Source organism: Rhizobium sp. FG113, assembly GCF_057809895.1.
In genome coordinates this window covers 13,155-27,457 of record NZ_JBMDKV010000027.1, presented here as the reverse complement: position 1 = coordinate 27,457, position 14,303 = coordinate 13,155, and the positions used below count along the sequence as shown (strand labels likewise).

Annotated in this window: 14 protein-coding genes; 7 read left to right on the top strand and 7 right to left on the bottom strand. The window is 59.5% G+C overall.

Going from position 1 to position 14,303, the window contains the following annotated elements; all coding sequences use genetic code 11:
- The 3 genes from ACODTZ_RS32965 to traA are packed head-to-tail and all read right to left on the bottom strand — an operon-like array spanning position 1 to position 5,295.
- Entirely contained in the window at positions 1-1,161 is a 1,161-nt protein-coding gene (locus tag ACODTZ_RS32965) for a conjugal transfer protein TraB (protein WP_489031141.1), read from the bottom strand.
- Positions 1,151-1,681, bottom strand: coding sequence for a conjugative transfer signal peptidase TraF (gene traF / locus ACODTZ_RS32960; protein ID WP_489031139.1), 531 nt, complete (start codon positions 1,679-1,681; stop codon positions 1,151-1,153). Before traF ends, ACODTZ_RS32965 begins: the two co-directional genes overlap by 11 nt.
- Before the next feature lie 32 nt (positions 1,682-1,713).
- Positions 1,714-5,295 (bottom strand): Ti-type conjugative transfer relaxase TraA, encoded by a 3,582-nt coding sequence (gene traA / locus ACODTZ_RS32955; RefSeq protein WP_489031137.1) that lies wholly within the window; start codon positions 5,293-5,295, stop codon positions 1,714-1,716.
- A gap of 255 nt (positions 5,296-5,550) precedes the next feature.
- Here traA and traC point away from each other — a divergent pair, with 255 nt between their 5' ends.
- From traC to traG, 3 genes are read left to right on the top strand one after another with little or no spacing between them, the layout of a single operon-like run.
- Complete coding sequence (traC, locus tag ACODTZ_RS32950) at positions 5,551-5,847, top strand: conjugal transfer protein TraC (protein ID WP_489031135.1); 297 nt, start codon at positions 5,551-5,553, stop codon at positions 5,845-5,847.
- A 4-nt stretch (positions 5,848-5,851) separates the two neighbouring features.
- Positions 5,852-6,067, top strand: coding sequence for a type IV conjugative transfer system coupling protein TraD (gene traD / locus ACODTZ_RS32945; RefSeq protein WP_489031134.1), 216 nt, complete (start codon positions 5,852-5,854; stop codon positions 6,065-6,067).
- Positions 6,054-8,003, top strand: a complete 1,950-nt coding sequence (gene traG, locus ACODTZ_RS32940; protein ID WP_489031132.1) for a Ti-type conjugative transfer system protein TraG — start codon at positions 6,054-6,056, stop codon at positions 8,001-8,003. Before traD ends, traG begins: the two co-directional genes overlap by 14 nt.
- On the opposite strand, the gene ACODTZ_RS32935 is transcribed toward traG, so the two are convergent.
- On the bottom strand, positions 7,992-9,425 hold the full coding sequence (locus ACODTZ_RS32935; RefSeq protein ID WP_489031130.1) for a serine/threonine protein kinase: 1,434 nt from the start codon (positions 9,423-9,425) through the stop codon (positions 7,992-7,994). The two genes, traG and ACODTZ_RS32935, sit on opposite strands and share 12 nt — an antisense overlap.
- Positions 9,426-9,635: 210 nt before the next feature.
- Between ACODTZ_RS32935 and ACODTZ_RS32930 the strand changes: the two genes are divergently transcribed.
- From ACODTZ_RS32930 to ACODTZ_RS32920, 3 genes are all read left to right on the top strand, one after another.
- Positions 9,636-10,439 carry a hypothetical protein gene (locus ACODTZ_RS32930; protein ID WP_489031128.1) on the top strand — a complete coding sequence of 268 codons (804 nt, stop codon included), beginning with the start codon at positions 9,636-9,638 and terminating at the stop codon, positions 10,437-10,439.
- Positions 10,440-10,647: 208 nt separating this feature from the next.
- Positions 10,648-10,905 (top strand): WGR domain-containing protein, encoded by a 258-nt coding sequence (locus ACODTZ_RS32925; protein WP_489031126.1) that lies wholly within the window; start codon positions 10,648-10,650, stop codon positions 10,903-10,905.
- A 141-nt stretch (positions 10,906-11,046) separates the two neighbouring features.
- Entirely contained in the window at positions 11,047-11,430 is a 384-nt protein-coding gene (locus ACODTZ_RS32920) for a thermonuclease family protein (protein ID WP_489031197.1), read from the top strand.
- 36 nt (positions 11,431-11,466) lie between these two features.
- Here the strand turns inward: ACODTZ_RS32920 and ACODTZ_RS32915 are convergent, their stop codons facing one another.
- Together ACODTZ_RS32915 and ACODTZ_RS32910 are read right to left on the bottom strand one after the other, a co-directional pair.
- Entirely contained in the window at positions 11,467-11,640 is a 174-nt protein-coding gene (locus ACODTZ_RS32915) for a hypothetical protein (RefSeq protein WP_489031124.1), read from the bottom strand.
- Between the two features lie 264 nt (positions 11,641-11,904).
- On the bottom strand, positions 11,905-12,075 hold the full coding sequence (locus tag ACODTZ_RS32910; RefSeq protein ID WP_489031123.1) for a hypothetical protein: 171 nt from the start codon (positions 12,073-12,075) through the stop codon (positions 11,905-11,907).
- 221 nt (positions 12,076-12,296) lie between these two features.
- Between ACODTZ_RS32910 and ACODTZ_RS32905 the strand changes: the two genes are divergently transcribed.
- Positions 12,297-13,319 carry an IS110 family RNA-guided transposase gene (locus ACODTZ_RS32905; protein WP_489031121.1) on the top strand — a complete coding sequence of 341 codons (1,023 nt, stop codon included), beginning with the start codon at positions 12,297-12,299 and terminating at the stop codon, positions 13,317-13,319.
- 430 nt (positions 13,320-13,749) lie between these two features.
- On the opposite strand, the gene ACODTZ_RS32900 is transcribed toward ACODTZ_RS32905, so the two are convergent.
- Positions 13,750-14,058, bottom strand: coding sequence for a DUF736 domain-containing protein (locus ACODTZ_RS32900; RefSeq protein WP_018326263.1), 309 nt, complete (start codon positions 14,056-14,058; stop codon positions 13,750-13,752).
- Positions 14,059-14,303 lie beyond the last annotated feature (245 nt).

Genomic DNA, 14,303 nt, shown 5'->3' with positions numbered 1-14,303 from the left:
TTAAATGTTGAACGAGATGACGAGAGGCAGGTTGAACAGGCGGGCCCAAGCCTCGCTGCTTGCCCGCTGAATGTCGATGATCGATGTCCCTGCAGTCCACCAGCCGTTCCCGACTGCGACGATGGCGTCGGGTCGGTGGAGCGCTGATTGCAGGATCGGCCAGACCAGAAGCTGCTCGTAGCAGATCAGTGGCGCAAAGTTCTGGTCGCCGACATGGACGACGGGATTGGCAAAGTAATGTGCCCGGGCACCGCCATGCTCGCCGATCCAGGCTCTCCATGGCTGCCACATCGAGCCCGGGACCGGCATCCTCTCCCTATAGAGAATATCGGTTCCATCAGCCGACAGTTTGACAAGCACATTGTCATAGCCCTGGTTGTCGATGACGGCCGCTCCCCCGATGACAGTGACGACCGTTCCGGCGAGAGATCGCTGCCAGACGCGGCCAACCGTCGGCGTCCAGAAACCGAGAGCGCTTTCCGGCAGCACGACCGTGGTGCCCGGCGGTTGGGCGCGCACAACGTCGATCACCTCGTGTTGCCGCTTGAGGCCAGCTTCGCGTCCGAGCGACGCGCCCATTTCAAGGTCGACACCGATCCACGACGTAGGTAGAATCGGCGGCGTCCACTCAGCGGCGGACCAGAGCCATAGGCCTGTCATGGCCATGGCTGCAGCCGACCGATACCACGTCGTCATGGCAATCAGGCCTGCTGCCATCGCACCCAGACCCCACCATCCCCAGCCGGGAAACAGAACGCCTGCCGCGGTGATGGGATGCGCCCATCCGAGAATGCCGAAAGGTGGGATCGCCATTACGACGCAAGCAGCCAGATAGCTGAGTGGCTTTTGCCATCCCTTGCGATCCGTCCAGAGCACGGAATGCACTGCTACGAAGGCGGAGGATGCGACCAGCCATAGGAGAAGACCGGGCCAGATATCCGAAGAATAAAAGTTCGCCACGCCCTGCGGAAGTCCTCGCGATGCAGCGAGGAAGTAGGCAGCAGAGATCGCCGTTGCCTGCAGACGCGTCCGTGCCAGGGACCAAAGCATGGGGAAGGTGGCTGCGACGGGCAAGAGAAGCACATCACCGCTCCAACCGATCCATCCGGCGATCGTGGATAGTGCGACGAGGACAGCCGTCCGGAAGAGGTCATGGCGCATAGGTCCAGACCTCCTGCGCCAGTCCCAGGATGCCATCCATCGGAAGAGGTCCGAAGTACCGGCTGTCGAATGACCCCGGAAACTCTGAATGCAGGAAGACCGTTCCTGACGGAACGACGCCCCCGCCATATCGCACCATCTCCCGCCCTCGGCCGTCCAGCCTTGCAACACGGGAGTGAGGAAGCGGACGGCCATCGACGCGAACACTGTCATGGATCTCGATCACCTGCCCGGACGTCGCAACGACTGTTTTGATCAGCGGCGCCACGCGGCCGGCGCAGAGGCCGAAGCGCAGATATCCACGCGCACGCGCATCGCGCATCGCGTCTGTGTTCGGTGGGCAAATAAAGACCAGATCGCCGACCAGGATCGGACGATCGGGTTTGACGATCCGCCAAAGGCCCAAGGGCTCGCTTGGTGTGAGATTGACCCTAAAACCCTGACCTCCGAGCAGCACAATGAGGCCAAGCGTGAACAGGCTGACGCTGCTGATCCGATAGAACCAGACGAGCCGCTTCATGCGCCGGAGCACTCTGTGTCGATGACGCATCTTCATTTGAGGGTGAGCCCCTGGGACTTCGTCTGACGCAGCGTCTCAGCCTGTTTGAGTGCCGTCATACTGCGCTCGTGTGCCGACAATTGCTGCACCGTCCGCATCGTGTTCCAGGCCTGCTGCACCTCGCTCTTCTGGACAGCATTCATGCCTGACGTGACGCGCTGGAATACCTCGCCACTGGTGTCCTTCGCAGCAAGTGGCAGGAAGATCCTCTCACCAAAACGTTCGGTAACCGCCTTGGCGAAACCTTCGAGCTCGGCCTTCACCATCTTGTCAGCAAGAGCATATTCGAGGCCAGAGGGCAGGTCGTTTCGGTCGATCGCATCACGCACGCGCTCGAGAACGTTCTTCGCATTGGCAGAAAGGGCGGGAATCTCCAGAGCGACTTGTCTCCGAACGGCAAGTTCCTGTGCATGGTTGTGGCACTCGGCCTCGCCACGCTGACGCAGATAATCGCTGATGCTGTCGGCAAGCGGCGTAACATTCCTCAGCGCACGCTCGCGATCCGCCTTGTCGCTGCGGCTCGCGAGTAGGCCCGTTTTCCCTTTCAGGCCGCCGAAGGCTTCGGGCTCTGCAGTGATCCTGGAGATTGTCTTTGCCGCGGCTGCCTGATCGTGCAGCATCGCGTCGACGTTCACCGCCTTGAACGCAGCTTCAGGGTTAGCAAAAACATGGTGGAAGCGCATGGACACTTCGTCCCACTGCTTCTTCAAGGCAGGGTCGGCGGCGATCCTGTCTTCGACTGCCTGGTTGACAGACCTGGGGAAGGTAGTGATGCCTGATACCATCGGCTTTTCATCCTTGGCTGCTTTCGGGATGGAGATGTTGCTGCTGCCGCGTGCTAAGCCGAGCTTCGCGCCGAGCGCCGTGAGCTTTGTGGCGAGATCAATCAGCCGGTGCTTTTGACGGACAGTCCAAGCGAACCGGTCCCTCGAGATCGTTCGTGCGACATTCATCAGATCCAGGCCACGCGCCTCTGCAAATCGCAGCGCGGCGCGATAGGTCGAAGCGCCCTCATAATCGAGGGTCGTTTCCTTCGATCCATCGCGGGCCAGCCGCTCCTTAAGCCGCTCCATCGCCAATTCCTTGATGGGCGTGACCTTCCAGGTATTCCGCTCGGCTGTCGTGCCGTCCGGCAATGTGACCGTCTCCGATCCATCGTGCTTCAGACCGATGCGATCACCGATGTCGGGCTGAGCGACCTCGATGGCACGTTTGAGATCGACGCCCCAGATGGTGCGCTGCTGTCCGTCCCGATGCTCGAGCGTCACGAAGTAGCTGTCGCGGTTTCCGGGCTTGTTTTCGTAGGGCGCGACACCATGCTCGACGAGTATTCCGCCGCGGTGGTTAGTGAACTCTTCCATGCTGACGTGGAGCTCGGCTGCCTCTCGATGGCGCGTCATCGCAACATAGGTCAGGTGACGGTCGAGCGTGCTGGAGGCTAGGACTTTGACACGGTCGACGGTTGCGCCCTGGGATTTGTGGATCGTCGTCGCATAGCCATGATCAACATTGGCGTAGAACCGCTGTTCGATGATGACCTGCGTGCGGCTCTCCCCGTCGCCGATCTCGGCCACGATGCGACCTAGTGCTGCTTCAACCACTTTGGCCAGCATGCCGTTCTTGACGCCAAGACTGCCTTCGTTCTTCAGAAAGACGATCTGGTCGCCGGGGGCAAAGTGGCGCTGACCATCCTCGGTCTTGAACGCGAAACCTTCGCCGACAATGCCGCGCTCCACGAGCCTGGTACGCGCAAGCTCGTTCAGTTCACGAACGTCACGGCGACGGTGAGCAAGTATGAGCGTGGTCTTGTCCGGATCGAAATCCTGGTTCCAGCTTTCGATCAAGCCTTCTATCGCGCCCTGTCGTGTCCAGTGGGCTTGCACCAGCCCAGCCTGCTCATAGGCATTGAGTGCAGTCGCCACGTTTCCGCGCGCCAGATCGAGAGATGCATCACGCATCCACTGATCCTTCTGGCGATAGATCGTCTCCAGCTCAGCGTAACCGACGCGGTCCGCAATGGCCCTGAAAGCCGCACCAGCCTCGATCGGCTGCAGCTGATCGGGATCTCCGATAAGGACAAGCTTGGCGCCCGCCTTCGTTACCCCACCAACGAACAACGCAAGCTGGCGCGACGACACCATGCCGGCCTCGTCCAGCACGAACACCGTCTTCTCGTCGAGCTGCCCGCGACCCTGGTTCCAGCGGAGTTCCCAGGACGACAGCGTGCGCGAGACGATACCCGCCTCCGTCTCCAGGCCCTCGGCCGCCTTGCCGGCGAGTGCCCCGCCGACGACACGATAGCCGGCCGCCTCCCACACCTCGCGGGCGGCTTTCATCATCGTCGTCTTGCCAGCGCCTGCACGGCCTATTACCGCAGCGATCCGCTCAGAACCAGCGACATGTTCGATCGCCGTCTTCTGCTCGTCGGACAGCCGTTCATGGCGTGCGAATGTCGCCTCGAGCACCGCCTCGCGAACACTGTGCGAGGAGCGGTGCGAGAGCCAAATCGCACGCTTGGCCATCTCTGCTTCGAGCCTGATCAGCTCGCGCGTCGTGTACTTTGCCGATGTCCGGGCCCCTGTCGCGAAGTCCACCCGCTCGCGATCCAGACGGAGGCTCTCCGGGCTCTGCAGGATACGCGCCATCAGGCTCTGGAAGAGGCCCGCATCGTCGATATAGCGATGGAGGATCTTCGCGATATCGCGTTCGTCGAACACGCTTTTTTCCCGCGTGATCAGGTCGAGCACCAGCTCCGGATTGCGCTGGATCCGACGAGCATTCTCTGCCCGCCGCTCTTCCTGCAGCTCCAGCCGTTCGAGTGCGGTGTTCTCCTCCCCACCCTCAGCTTTCCTCTCGATCGCCTTCGTGCCGACGCCGAGATGGATGGTCGGCGTCAGTTCGATACCCTGCTTCTCGAAGGACCGGCCATCGACCCGGATATCGAGGCCCGCTAACGCCAGATGCCGGTTCTGGCAGGCGAACCACCCGTCGCGAAACGCATTGAATTTTTCGAGGCCACCTGCCCAGAGTTCGTAGACAAACTTGCCGCTATCGTTGCGCAGCGCTTTGCCGTCCGGCCCAGTGACCGCCACCTTCTTCGGCCCAAACCCGTCCACGGTCAGCGGCCGCAACGTTGTCATCAGATGGATATGCGGATTGCCCGGTGCGTCGTGGAAGACCCAGTCTGCCACCATGCCCTGAGCGGTAATGTGGCGCGTCACAAAGTCCCTGACGAGTTCGATGTTCTGCTCAGCTGACAGCTCTAACGGCAAGGCGATAGTGATATCCTTGGCGAGCTGTGCATCCGATCGCTTCTCGAATTCTTCGACCTTGTTCCAGAAGGCTTCAGAGGCTCCCGAGACAGACCGATCGGCAATCATCGATTGCAGCCATTCCGGGGCATCGGCCGGGATAACAAACTCTTCGTGCAGCAGCCCTTGCTTGCGGGTGTAGTCGATCGTCCTGGCTTCCCGCTCATAGTCCATCTTGGCGCAATGCCGGTAGGCCGCCGACAGCACAGCGCTGCGGCCGGAACCACGAGCAACGATGCTGACTGAGAAATGCGGGATGGCCATTGCCAGATAGGTTCCTTCGATCGAACAAAATCAACGTGTTCGCTAGGAGCGGAGGGTCCCGCCAGGGCCAGAAAGCAAAGCGTCGCTTCAGCGACGTATAATTGCGCCCTTCGGATCCGTCCTTGCGAACGGACGGGATGATGCTCAAAAGCGTAGGCTCCGCCTACTCGCATTTCTGTTAGTAGATCGGCACGCCGATCTGGAAGACTCTGGCTGTGTGAACAAGGTCATGCAGCAACAGAGGACAATCCAAAGATGAAGAAGCCATCCTCCAAGATTCGCGAAGAAATCGCCAAACTTCAGGAGCAGCTAAAGCACGCGGAAACGAGAGAGGCCGAGCGTATCGGTCGCGTCGCACTGCGGGCAGGCCTTGGAGATATCGAGATCGAGGAGACCGAACTTCAGGCGGCGTTCGAGGAATTGGCGAAACGCTTTCGCGGAGGCAAGTCGGGCACGAGCGGAAGGAAAGGGGCAGGCGACAGCGGTACGGGCAGCGGGCAGTCCGAGACGGTCGCGTCTGGCGCGGCTTCGGGCAGCGCTGGTGAGGATTGAGCGGATGAGCAGGAACGCGACATCCGACGCCCGCAAGAAAGACACGCGCGAAAAGATCGAGCTCGGCGGCCTCATCGTCAAAGCGGGCCTTCGCTTCGAAAAGCGCGCGCTTTTGCTCGGCGCACTGATGGATCTGCAGCATCGGCTTAAGTCCGACGACAGTGAGCGATCGCGCTTGACCGCGATTGGGACGGAGGCGTTCGGCAATGAAGGCGAATAGAATTGCACTCGTACTTCTGCCTGTGATCATCATGGCCGCGACCGTGCTCACGATAGCTGGGATCGAGACCTGGCTTGCCGGGTTCGGGAAGACCGAAGCGGCAAAGCTCACCCTGGGACGGGCAGGGGTAGCGGCGCCATACGTGGCGGCTGCCGCGCTCGGCCTGATTTTCCTGTTCGCAACAGCCGGTTCAGCCAGCATTCGTGCCGCGGGCCTCGGAGCTACAGTAGGAAACGCCGCAGTTCTCCTGACAGCTTGCGTGCGGGAGGGCGCGCGGCTTGTGTCACTTTCCTCGCAGGTCCCGGCGGACAAATCCGCACTGTCCTATCTCGATCCGTCGACGATGATCGGCGCGGCTGCAGCACTCATGTCGGGCTGCTTCGCTATGCGCGTCGCGATAATCGGCAACGCCGCTTTCGCGCGGGCTGCGCCGAAACGTATCACTGGCAAACGCGCCCTACATGGCGAGGCCGACTGGATGTCACTTGCCGAAGCAAACAAGCTGTTCCCGACAACCGGCGGCATTGTCGTCGGTGAGCGGTATCGCGTCGACCGCGACAGTGTTGCCGGCATCTCTTTCCGTGCCGATACCACCGAGACCTGGGGGGCAGGTGGCAAGTCTGCGCTGCTTTGTTTTGACGGGTTGTTCGGCTCCTCCCATGGTATCGTCTTCGCTGGATCAGGTGGTTTCAAAACGACCTCCGTCACGATCCCGACCGCTCTTAAATGGGGCGGATCGCTCATCGTGCTCGATCCGTCGAACGAGGTCGCGCCCATGGTTTCGAGGCATCGCGAAGGGGCGGGGCGGCGTGTGCGGATCCTCGATCCGCGCAAACCCGCTACCGGCTTCAACGCCCTCGACTGGGTCGGTCAGTATGGCGGCACCAAGGAGGAGGACATTGCCTCGGTCGCGTCATGGATCATGAGCGATAGCGGCCGCGCAAGCGGAGTCCGAGACGACTTCTTCCGTGCCTCAGGCCTGCAGCTCCTGACGGCGATCATCGCGGATGTCTGCCTGTCCGGGCACACTCCCAAAGAGCAGCAGACGCTGCGCCAGGTACGCAGCAATCTGTCCGAACCTGAGCCGAAACTTCGACAGCGCTTGCAGGATATCTACGACAATTCGGCATCGGAGTTCGTGAAGGAGAACGTCGCCGCCTTCGTCAACATGACGCCGGAAACATTCTCCGGGGTCTATGCGAATGCCATCAAGGAAACGCATTGGCTGTCGTACCAGAACTATGCGGCGCTGGTCTCGGGTTCGACTTTCCGGACCGAAGATATCGCATCGGGAAAGACGGACGTGTTCATCAACATCGACTTGAAGACGCTGGAAACCCATAGCGGATTGGCGCGTGTTGTGATCGGCTCGTTTCTGAACGCGATCTACAATCGAGATGGCGCGATGGACGGCCGCGCCCTCTTCCTCCTCGATGAGGTCGCCCGCCTTGGCTACATGCGCATACTGGAGACCGCGCGCGACGCTGGCCGCAAATACGGTATCACGCTGACGATGATCTATCAGTCGATCGGCCAGCTGCGCGAAACCTATGGCGGGCGCGACGCCTCCAGTAAATGGTTTGAGAGCGCGAGCTGGATAAGCTTTGCCGCCATCAACGATCCCGAAACCGCCGATTACATTTCTCGCCGGTGCGGCATGACGACGGTCGAAATCGATCAGGTCAGCCGAAGCTTCCAGTCGCGCGGCTCGTCGCGGACGCGGTCAAAGCAACTGGCCGCTCGGCCACTCATTCAGCCACATGAGGTGCTGCGCATGAGGGCGGACGAGCAGATCGTGTTCACGGCGGGCAACCCGCCGATGAGGTGCGGTCGCGCCATCTGGTTCCGGCGGGAAGATATGAAAGCTTGCGTTGATCAGGGTCGGTTCCAACCCGCTGCTGCTCAGAAATCTGCTGAACAGAATTTAGGCTCGTGACGTTTTCTCCCAGAAATACCGGGCACCTCGTCCCATATAGTCTTTGAACTCGGCCTCGCCCATTTTCTCGTGGCGGGCGTCGTAGGTCGCACTATTCTGATTATAGGGCGAGCTGGTGCTGAAGAATACCATCGTGCCCTTCAGGTACCTTACGACGCTTCTGGAACCCTCCGGCAGTTCTTCCTCGCGATCAAAGCGGTCGTCGTAAACGTTGGGATGATCATACTCACCTGGACGAAGCTCGGATAGATATTCGATGTAGTCTTCTGGCTTCACAGGATAGTGGCCGGTCGGCGCCACCGGCTCCGCTTCGAGACGCAGGTAGTCCCAGTTCGGGTCGAGGCCGAACGACACATAGGTAAGCTTCGCGGGTTTCAGCAGAACCGCGAAATCAGTGTCGAGATCGATGAACCCAGGCTCCGAAGCGCGTCGAATGGCCCTCAAGGTCATGCCGCCGCCATCGGGGAAAAACAGATGGTTCAGACCGGGTACTTTGGCGATTTCGGACAGCACGGTTATGATCGCATCCTGGTCGGTCCAGGTTGCTTCCTCCGGCGGCTGAAGGGGGAAGAATTTTTCGGCGAATTCTCTCCACTCATAGGCGTTTTGCAGCTGGAAGTCGTCGACGACTTTAAGCCATTCATTGAGGCGCTTCACAACTTCGGTGATCGCGGGGCGTGCGAGCGGATCGTGCTGGGTACAATCCGTGAGCAGCTTGTCCAGGACCGTCGTGTATTCCTTTCCCAGGAAGTTCTTCAGGCCCACGCTCGACCCGGCAATATACGGTCCGTCAAAGCCGAGCGACTGGCCGGCAAGAAGGATCCAGAGTGTTTTTGCGAATGAGAAGACGTCGGCAGGTAGGCCATCGGCACCAGCCGCCTCTCGTCGCATCTCCGGCGCCATCGTGAACTTCGCGCCTACATCGCGCCGTTCAGGCGTGATCGGTGCGAGATCCGGATATTTGACGAGACCGAAGTCGGAAAAGCAAAGGCGGCCGTTTAGGCCGAGAAGGTTTTCAGGCTTGATGTCTCGGTGAGCGATCTTAAGAGCGTGCAGCTTTTCGAGCGTCTGGCCAAGACGCACGAATTCGGTGACGATCGCCTTGGGGTCGGCGTTACGAAGGAAATGCCGACAGGATTGAGCGACCGGCATCGCGTACCAGGGTCTTGCGCCTTTGCCTTCTGGAAAATCGGACTCGAGCATCGGAATGATCCCGTCCATGTCACCGAGCTTTTGAAGCGCCGCGATCTCCCTGCGGAACCGCGCATAGGTCTCGTCTTTGAGATTGCGGAGAATCTTGACGGCACCCATCTGGCGATCGCTACGCCGTGCCAGCCAAACGTCGGCGTTACCGCCTGCGTCGATATTCTTGATGAGCGTCCAGGCTCCTAGACAGTCTCCGGGTTTCGGTTGGCCGCTCATGTAATCTCGTTTCGATGGAGTAAGGTCCGGACTGCAATATCGCCAGTTCGTCGAGTCGACAATTCAGACACTGCTCCACCCGGCGCAGGTCCGCGCCTAACGTCGGTGCAAAGAGGTACCCGAAACTTCTGAAAAAAATGCCGTTCGGGTACGGAAGGAGCGCGCCCGTTGTCGTAGCGTCATCTCGATACATTATCTCAGAGGATTGCCATGAACCGCCCGTCTGCTACCGAACTATGCGAAACCTTCCTCCGCTCCGAGATCAAGGACTGCGAGGAAAAAGGTATCCTTCGAAGCGAGGTGGTGGTTGCACGACGTCTGCTGAGCAGAAGTCTCGAGCTGAAGGAAGCGTACAGCGAGATCGATCAGCAGCTTAGCCATCGGCCACATGCCGTTGAAACGTGCCTGAAGGCCATCCTGTACACCACGGCACAGTGGAACCCACAAAAGCTGGCGACGGCCAGAGATGATCGCAAACAGCTAGACGCTGTGAATCGGTTGATAGCGGAGAAAGCGGCCGAACTATCCGAGCTGCTCGAGAAGCGTAGTCGCCTGAATAACTCATCGCGCTTCCACAGCGAAACGCACTTCGACATTTGTGAGGTCATAGATGCTGCTTCCCGCCACAACTATCTGTTTCAGTCTTACGTCCGTGAAGAGCTCATGGCCCTCAGCGGCCGCTTTGACATGAAATACTGGCCGAGCCTGGCGGATGTCGTCAAAGCGCTGAGCACAGATGCGGGCCAAGCTACGTCGGAGGCCTCGGACCCGATGACGATGGTCGGGACTGAAGCGCGCCGATCGTCTCAGGCTGACTATATCAAGGCGTTGTTCCGAGCTTTTAAGGACATTACGGTCGGTCTGAGCGGATTTCTCCCAGCGTCGTTTTCGCTCAGCGATGCGGCTTACGCAGCCATTGCGTCCTGTGCCCTTGATCTGGTCGATGACGACATCCTCGATGCCGACTACGTGAAGCGCTTGCGCCAGCGCGAGCGTGAAAACCCGTCCCGTTGATGTCGTCCGCCAAGCGATAAGGCATCTGTGCGCGGGAGGATCGTCACCCGGATGGGCGAAGACCGTTTGCGGGCTTCGTTCGCCGGAGGCGAATAGAGCCGTACACCGAAGGTGGACCGCCCGGTACTTCACCCAAATGAATCGATGATGACTGACCGATTCAAAACTGTCGTTGGACGCTCACGCCCGAAAACGCGATTCTCTCATCATGATCGCGCAACCCTATCAGTTTTACGTGGAACGAACGGACCGGACAAAAAATATGTCCCGCTTCTATGCGATGTCGATCGAGCCGAGCCTTTTCGGGGAAACCTGCCTGATGCGGCGTTGGGGTCGAATTGGCGCCAAGGGCAAGACAATGATCCACCATTTCGAGCGAGAACAGGATGCGGTAGAGCTATTCCTGGAACTCATGCGCCAGAAACGGAACCGCGGATACTGCATGCCTTCCGGCCGCAGTCGCTGACCTTCACGCAAATCACTTCTCAAGAGATCCGGGCCCTGAGAGAATCTGATACAGCATGCTTGGCCTATCCTATCGAAGGATTACATTTTGAAAGTCGTTACGCTATCCGCCCTCGTTGTCGTCATCTCTGTCGCAACAGGACTGGAGGCTCCCTTATCCCTCGCGGCTTCCGGGCACGTATCTCAGTTTCGAAAATGCGTTTTCGGATCACGAACGAACTGTGTGGTCGATGGTGACACGATCTGGATTGCCGGTGAGAAGATCAGGATCGCGGATATCGATACGCCCGAGATCAGCGAACCGAAATGCAAATCCGAGCTCGCGCTTGGCAACAAGGCGACCACCCGTTTGATCGAGCTGATCAACGCTGGCCCCTTCGAGCTCCATGCCTGGCCGGAGCGCGACGAAGACCGTTATGGACGAAAGCTTCGAGTCCTCGTCCGCGATGGTAAAAGTCTTGGCGACATGCTCGTCGCTGAAGGTTTGGCACGGACTTGGTCCGGACGGCGCGAACCATGGTGCTGAAGCACGGCTCGCAGCAGGGCGAGCCGGGCGCGGCGCCTATCGCCGTCTGGTCCAATCGGTCTCGAAGTGGACTTCAATGTCCACGAAGAACGGGATCTTGATCGCGATCTTCAAGCCGAGTTTGCCCTTGCGGGAGAAATGGCAGATCACCTTGGCGAGGGTGCGAAGCCGGCGGCCGGTTGCCGTCAAGAATTTGGCGAGTTGTTGCATATGGTTTCTCCTGTCGATTGCGTTTCGTCGCGGGGATGAAATGCGGATCGGGAAGGAGTGCTGCACCGGTCACGGCCGCAGCGCAGCGGAGGACCTGATGCCGGCTGAATTTTGATGCGCGAGGAGCCGCAGGCGGGGAAAATTCTGCCGGCATCAGGTTGCGGCAGGACGCACGATCCGCATCATTCCCAATGTCGATGAAATGGGATCGACAGGAGAATTGCGGCAGCTCGACTTCGAAGACAACCGACGAAGGAAACCGCCTCAGAAAGGCGGTTCGCTCTCTGCAAGGCCGTACAACTCGGCGCCCGCGACAATCAGCTCTGCCTGAGCGGTATCGAGTTCGGCCTGGATCTGACGGCGCTCCGCACCGTCGATGGCGTTACGCAGCTCTGCCCGCAGCTCTTCGATCTGGATTTCAAGTTCATAGGTCATCTTCGTCTCCTGACGCTTGTGAAAAATGACCGGCGGGTCCGAGAGGCGATGGTTGGGTCAAGGATCGCGTAAGCGACCGGCAGAGCCGGGGAGTGGGGGAGCCGATTTGCGGAGACTGCCCGACAGGGCGGGCGGAGCAAATTGATGATGTGGACGGCCCTCCGAACCCGTCGCGCGAAATGCTAAGATCACTCTGCGCAACTCAGAGAAGGAACCGTGTCATGACTTTCGATAAGATCACTGTCGTCGGCCTGGATCTGGCCAAGAACGTGTTTCAAGTTCATGCTATCGATGACGTCGGCAATGTTATTGTCCGGCGGCAGCTTCGCCGAAACCAGCTCCTGCATTTCTTCGAGCAGTTGCCACCCTGCCTCGTCGGCATGGAAGCTTGTTCGACTTCACATTACTGGGCGAGGGAACTCGGTGCCTTGGGCTTCGATGTGAAGCTTATGCCTCCGGTATATGTAAAGCCGTATGTGAAGCGCGGGAAAAACGATGCAGCAGATGCCGAAGCGATTTGCGAGGCAGTCACCCGTCCAACCATGCGCTTCGTACCGGTGAAAAATTGCGAGCGTCAGGCTCTTCTTATGCAGCACAAGACCCGAGATCTTTTCGTGCGGCAGAGAACAGCTCTGATCAACGCACTCCGAGGCCATTTGGCCGAATTCGGTATCATCACGCCTCAAGGAAAGTTCGGGCTGAAAGCTGCCCTCGAAGCCTTACACGTCGCGAAAGACCATCTTCCTGAACCGTCGTGGCAACCCTTCAAGCACATTCAGATGCAGCTAGAAGAGCTGAGCAATAATATCGCCGAGCTTGATCGCACCATAATGCAGTGGTGCCGGGACCAAGCTGCCGCTCGGAGGCTGATGACCATCCCAGGCGTCGGCTTTCTCACCGCGGCAGCAATCGCGGCTTCGGTTGGAAATGCCGAGGAGTTCAAATCAGCGCGACAGTTCGCGGCTTGGCTTGGCTTAACGCCCCGACAAAATAGTAGTGGCGGAAAGGAGAGGCTAGGGCGGATCAGCAAGCAGGGCGATCGGACAATCCGACGCTTGCTGGTAGTCGGCGCCACTGCCGTCATACGACGGGCGCGCATTGATGCCGCATCATTCCCATGGATCGCGAAGCTCTTGCAGCGCAAACCGGCACGCATGGTGTCGGTAGCGATCGCAAACAAGACCGCCCGCGTCGCGTGGGCTCTTCTGAGAAGAGAGGAGACTTACTGGCACGCAGCCGTTTGAAGGAATCCGGCTCGGCAATCGTCGACCGGAGGAATGAAGGACTGAGTAATGATGGCGAACCGGTTGGACCGGGGATGGAGCAAAGCCTAGGTTCCCCCAGAGCCTTGAGCTCGACAAATTGATTGGCTCTCCATCCGCGGACTTCATCAGGGCCAGTGGCTACAATGCCACGATAGAAGGCCGGACACATGACTGAACCTGACCGATCCCATCGATACAAAAGTCTTGCATTCCACGGGCCGTCCACACATGGGGGAACCGCTCATCCTCTGACGCAGGCAACTCCGATCGGTACCATAAGCATTCTGAGCAGCTTCCCCACCTCGCAATATGGCACCAAAAAAGCAGGACCGTGGCTCGACGCTAGGTCCGGCTTTCGCTTCTCGGTCGAGAAGAAGGCCCCGCCGGTGGCGGAGCCTCATGATGTCGATCAGTCCCGGTTCGGGCGGGACCAGATGAGCTGAAGGCCATCCTCGCCTTCAACCTCGGCGAGCGTTGCGTAGATCGGAGCCGGGAAGCTCGGATCGTCGAGCTTGACCGAGAGGTAGTCGCGGCCCTGCTCGGAGGTCTTCTGCCAGGCGGCGCCGAGTTCAACGCTGCCTGCGTAGACGCGGAACTGCGGTCCTTTGTCGGAGGGGTTCTCGACCCGCGCGATGCGCGCCTTGACGTTGAGTGCGAGAGTGCGAATGGAGCCGGTGAAGCCGTTTTCGGTGGAGGTGAAGGTGCCGATCGTTGCCATTGTTGTATTCCTTTTCGTTGTTCGGGCCGCGCCCATCGCGGCCTCGATGGCTGTCGCAAAGACCGGTGACGATCGGACCGCACCTGATAAGGCCGCAATGAAATGGAGGGCGGCAAGTCGCAGATTTGTTAGTGGGCGAGGAGGAGCCTGCAGGGCTCCGGGGTAAGAAATCGTAAGCCTTGTCGTTGCGGGAATACGATCGAGGCGCAGCCGGTCTCCGGTCAGACATGCCTCATCGAGCCCGC

Coding starts and splice junctions, on each gene's coding strand:
- ACODTZ_RS32965 (WP_489031141.1), bottom strand. CDS start 1,161: ATGCGCCATGACCTCTTCCGGACGGCTGTCCTCGTCGCACTATCCACG.
- traF (WP_489031139.1), bottom strand. CDS start 1,681: ATGAAGCGGCTCGTCTGGTTCTATCGGATCAGCAGCGTCAGCCTGTTC.
- traA (WP_489031137.1), bottom strand. CDS start 5,295: ATGGCCATCCCGCATTTCTCAGTCAGCATCGTTGCTCGTGGTTCCGGC.
- traC (WP_489031135.1), top strand. CDS start 5,551: ATGAAGAAGCCATCCTCCAAGATTCGCGAAGAAATCGCCAAACTTCAG.
- traD (WP_489031134.1), top strand. CDS start 5,852: ATGAGCAGGAACGCGACATCCGACGCCCGCAAGAAAGACACGCGCGAA.
- traG (WP_489031132.1), top strand. CDS start 6,054: ATGAAGGCGAATAGAATTGCACTCGTACTTCTGCCTGTGATCATCATG.
- ACODTZ_RS32935 (WP_489031130.1), bottom strand. CDS start 9,425: ATGAGCGGCCAACCGAAACCCGGAGACTGTCTAGGAGCCTGGACGCTC.
- ACODTZ_RS32930 (WP_489031128.1), top strand. CDS start 9,636: ATGAACCGCCCGTCTGCTACCGAACTATGCGAAACCTTCCTCCGCTCC.
- ACODTZ_RS32925 (WP_489031126.1), top strand. CDS start 10,648: ATGATCGCGCAACCCTATCAGTTTTACGTGGAACGAACGGACCGGACA.
- ACODTZ_RS32915 (WP_489031124.1), bottom strand. CDS start 11,640: ATGCAACAACTCGCCAAATTCTTGACGGCAACCGGCCGCCGGCTTCGC.
- ACODTZ_RS32910 (WP_489031123.1), bottom strand. CDS start 12,075: ATGACCTATGAACTTGAAATCCAGATCGAAGAGCTGCGGGCAGAGCTG.
- ACODTZ_RS32905 (WP_489031121.1), top strand. CDS start 12,297: ATGACTTTCGATAAGATCACTGTCGTCGGCCTGGATCTGGCCAAGAAC.
- ACODTZ_RS32900 (WP_018326263.1), bottom strand. CDS start 14,058: ATGGCAACGATCGGCACCTTCACCTCCACCGAAAACGGCTTCACCGGC.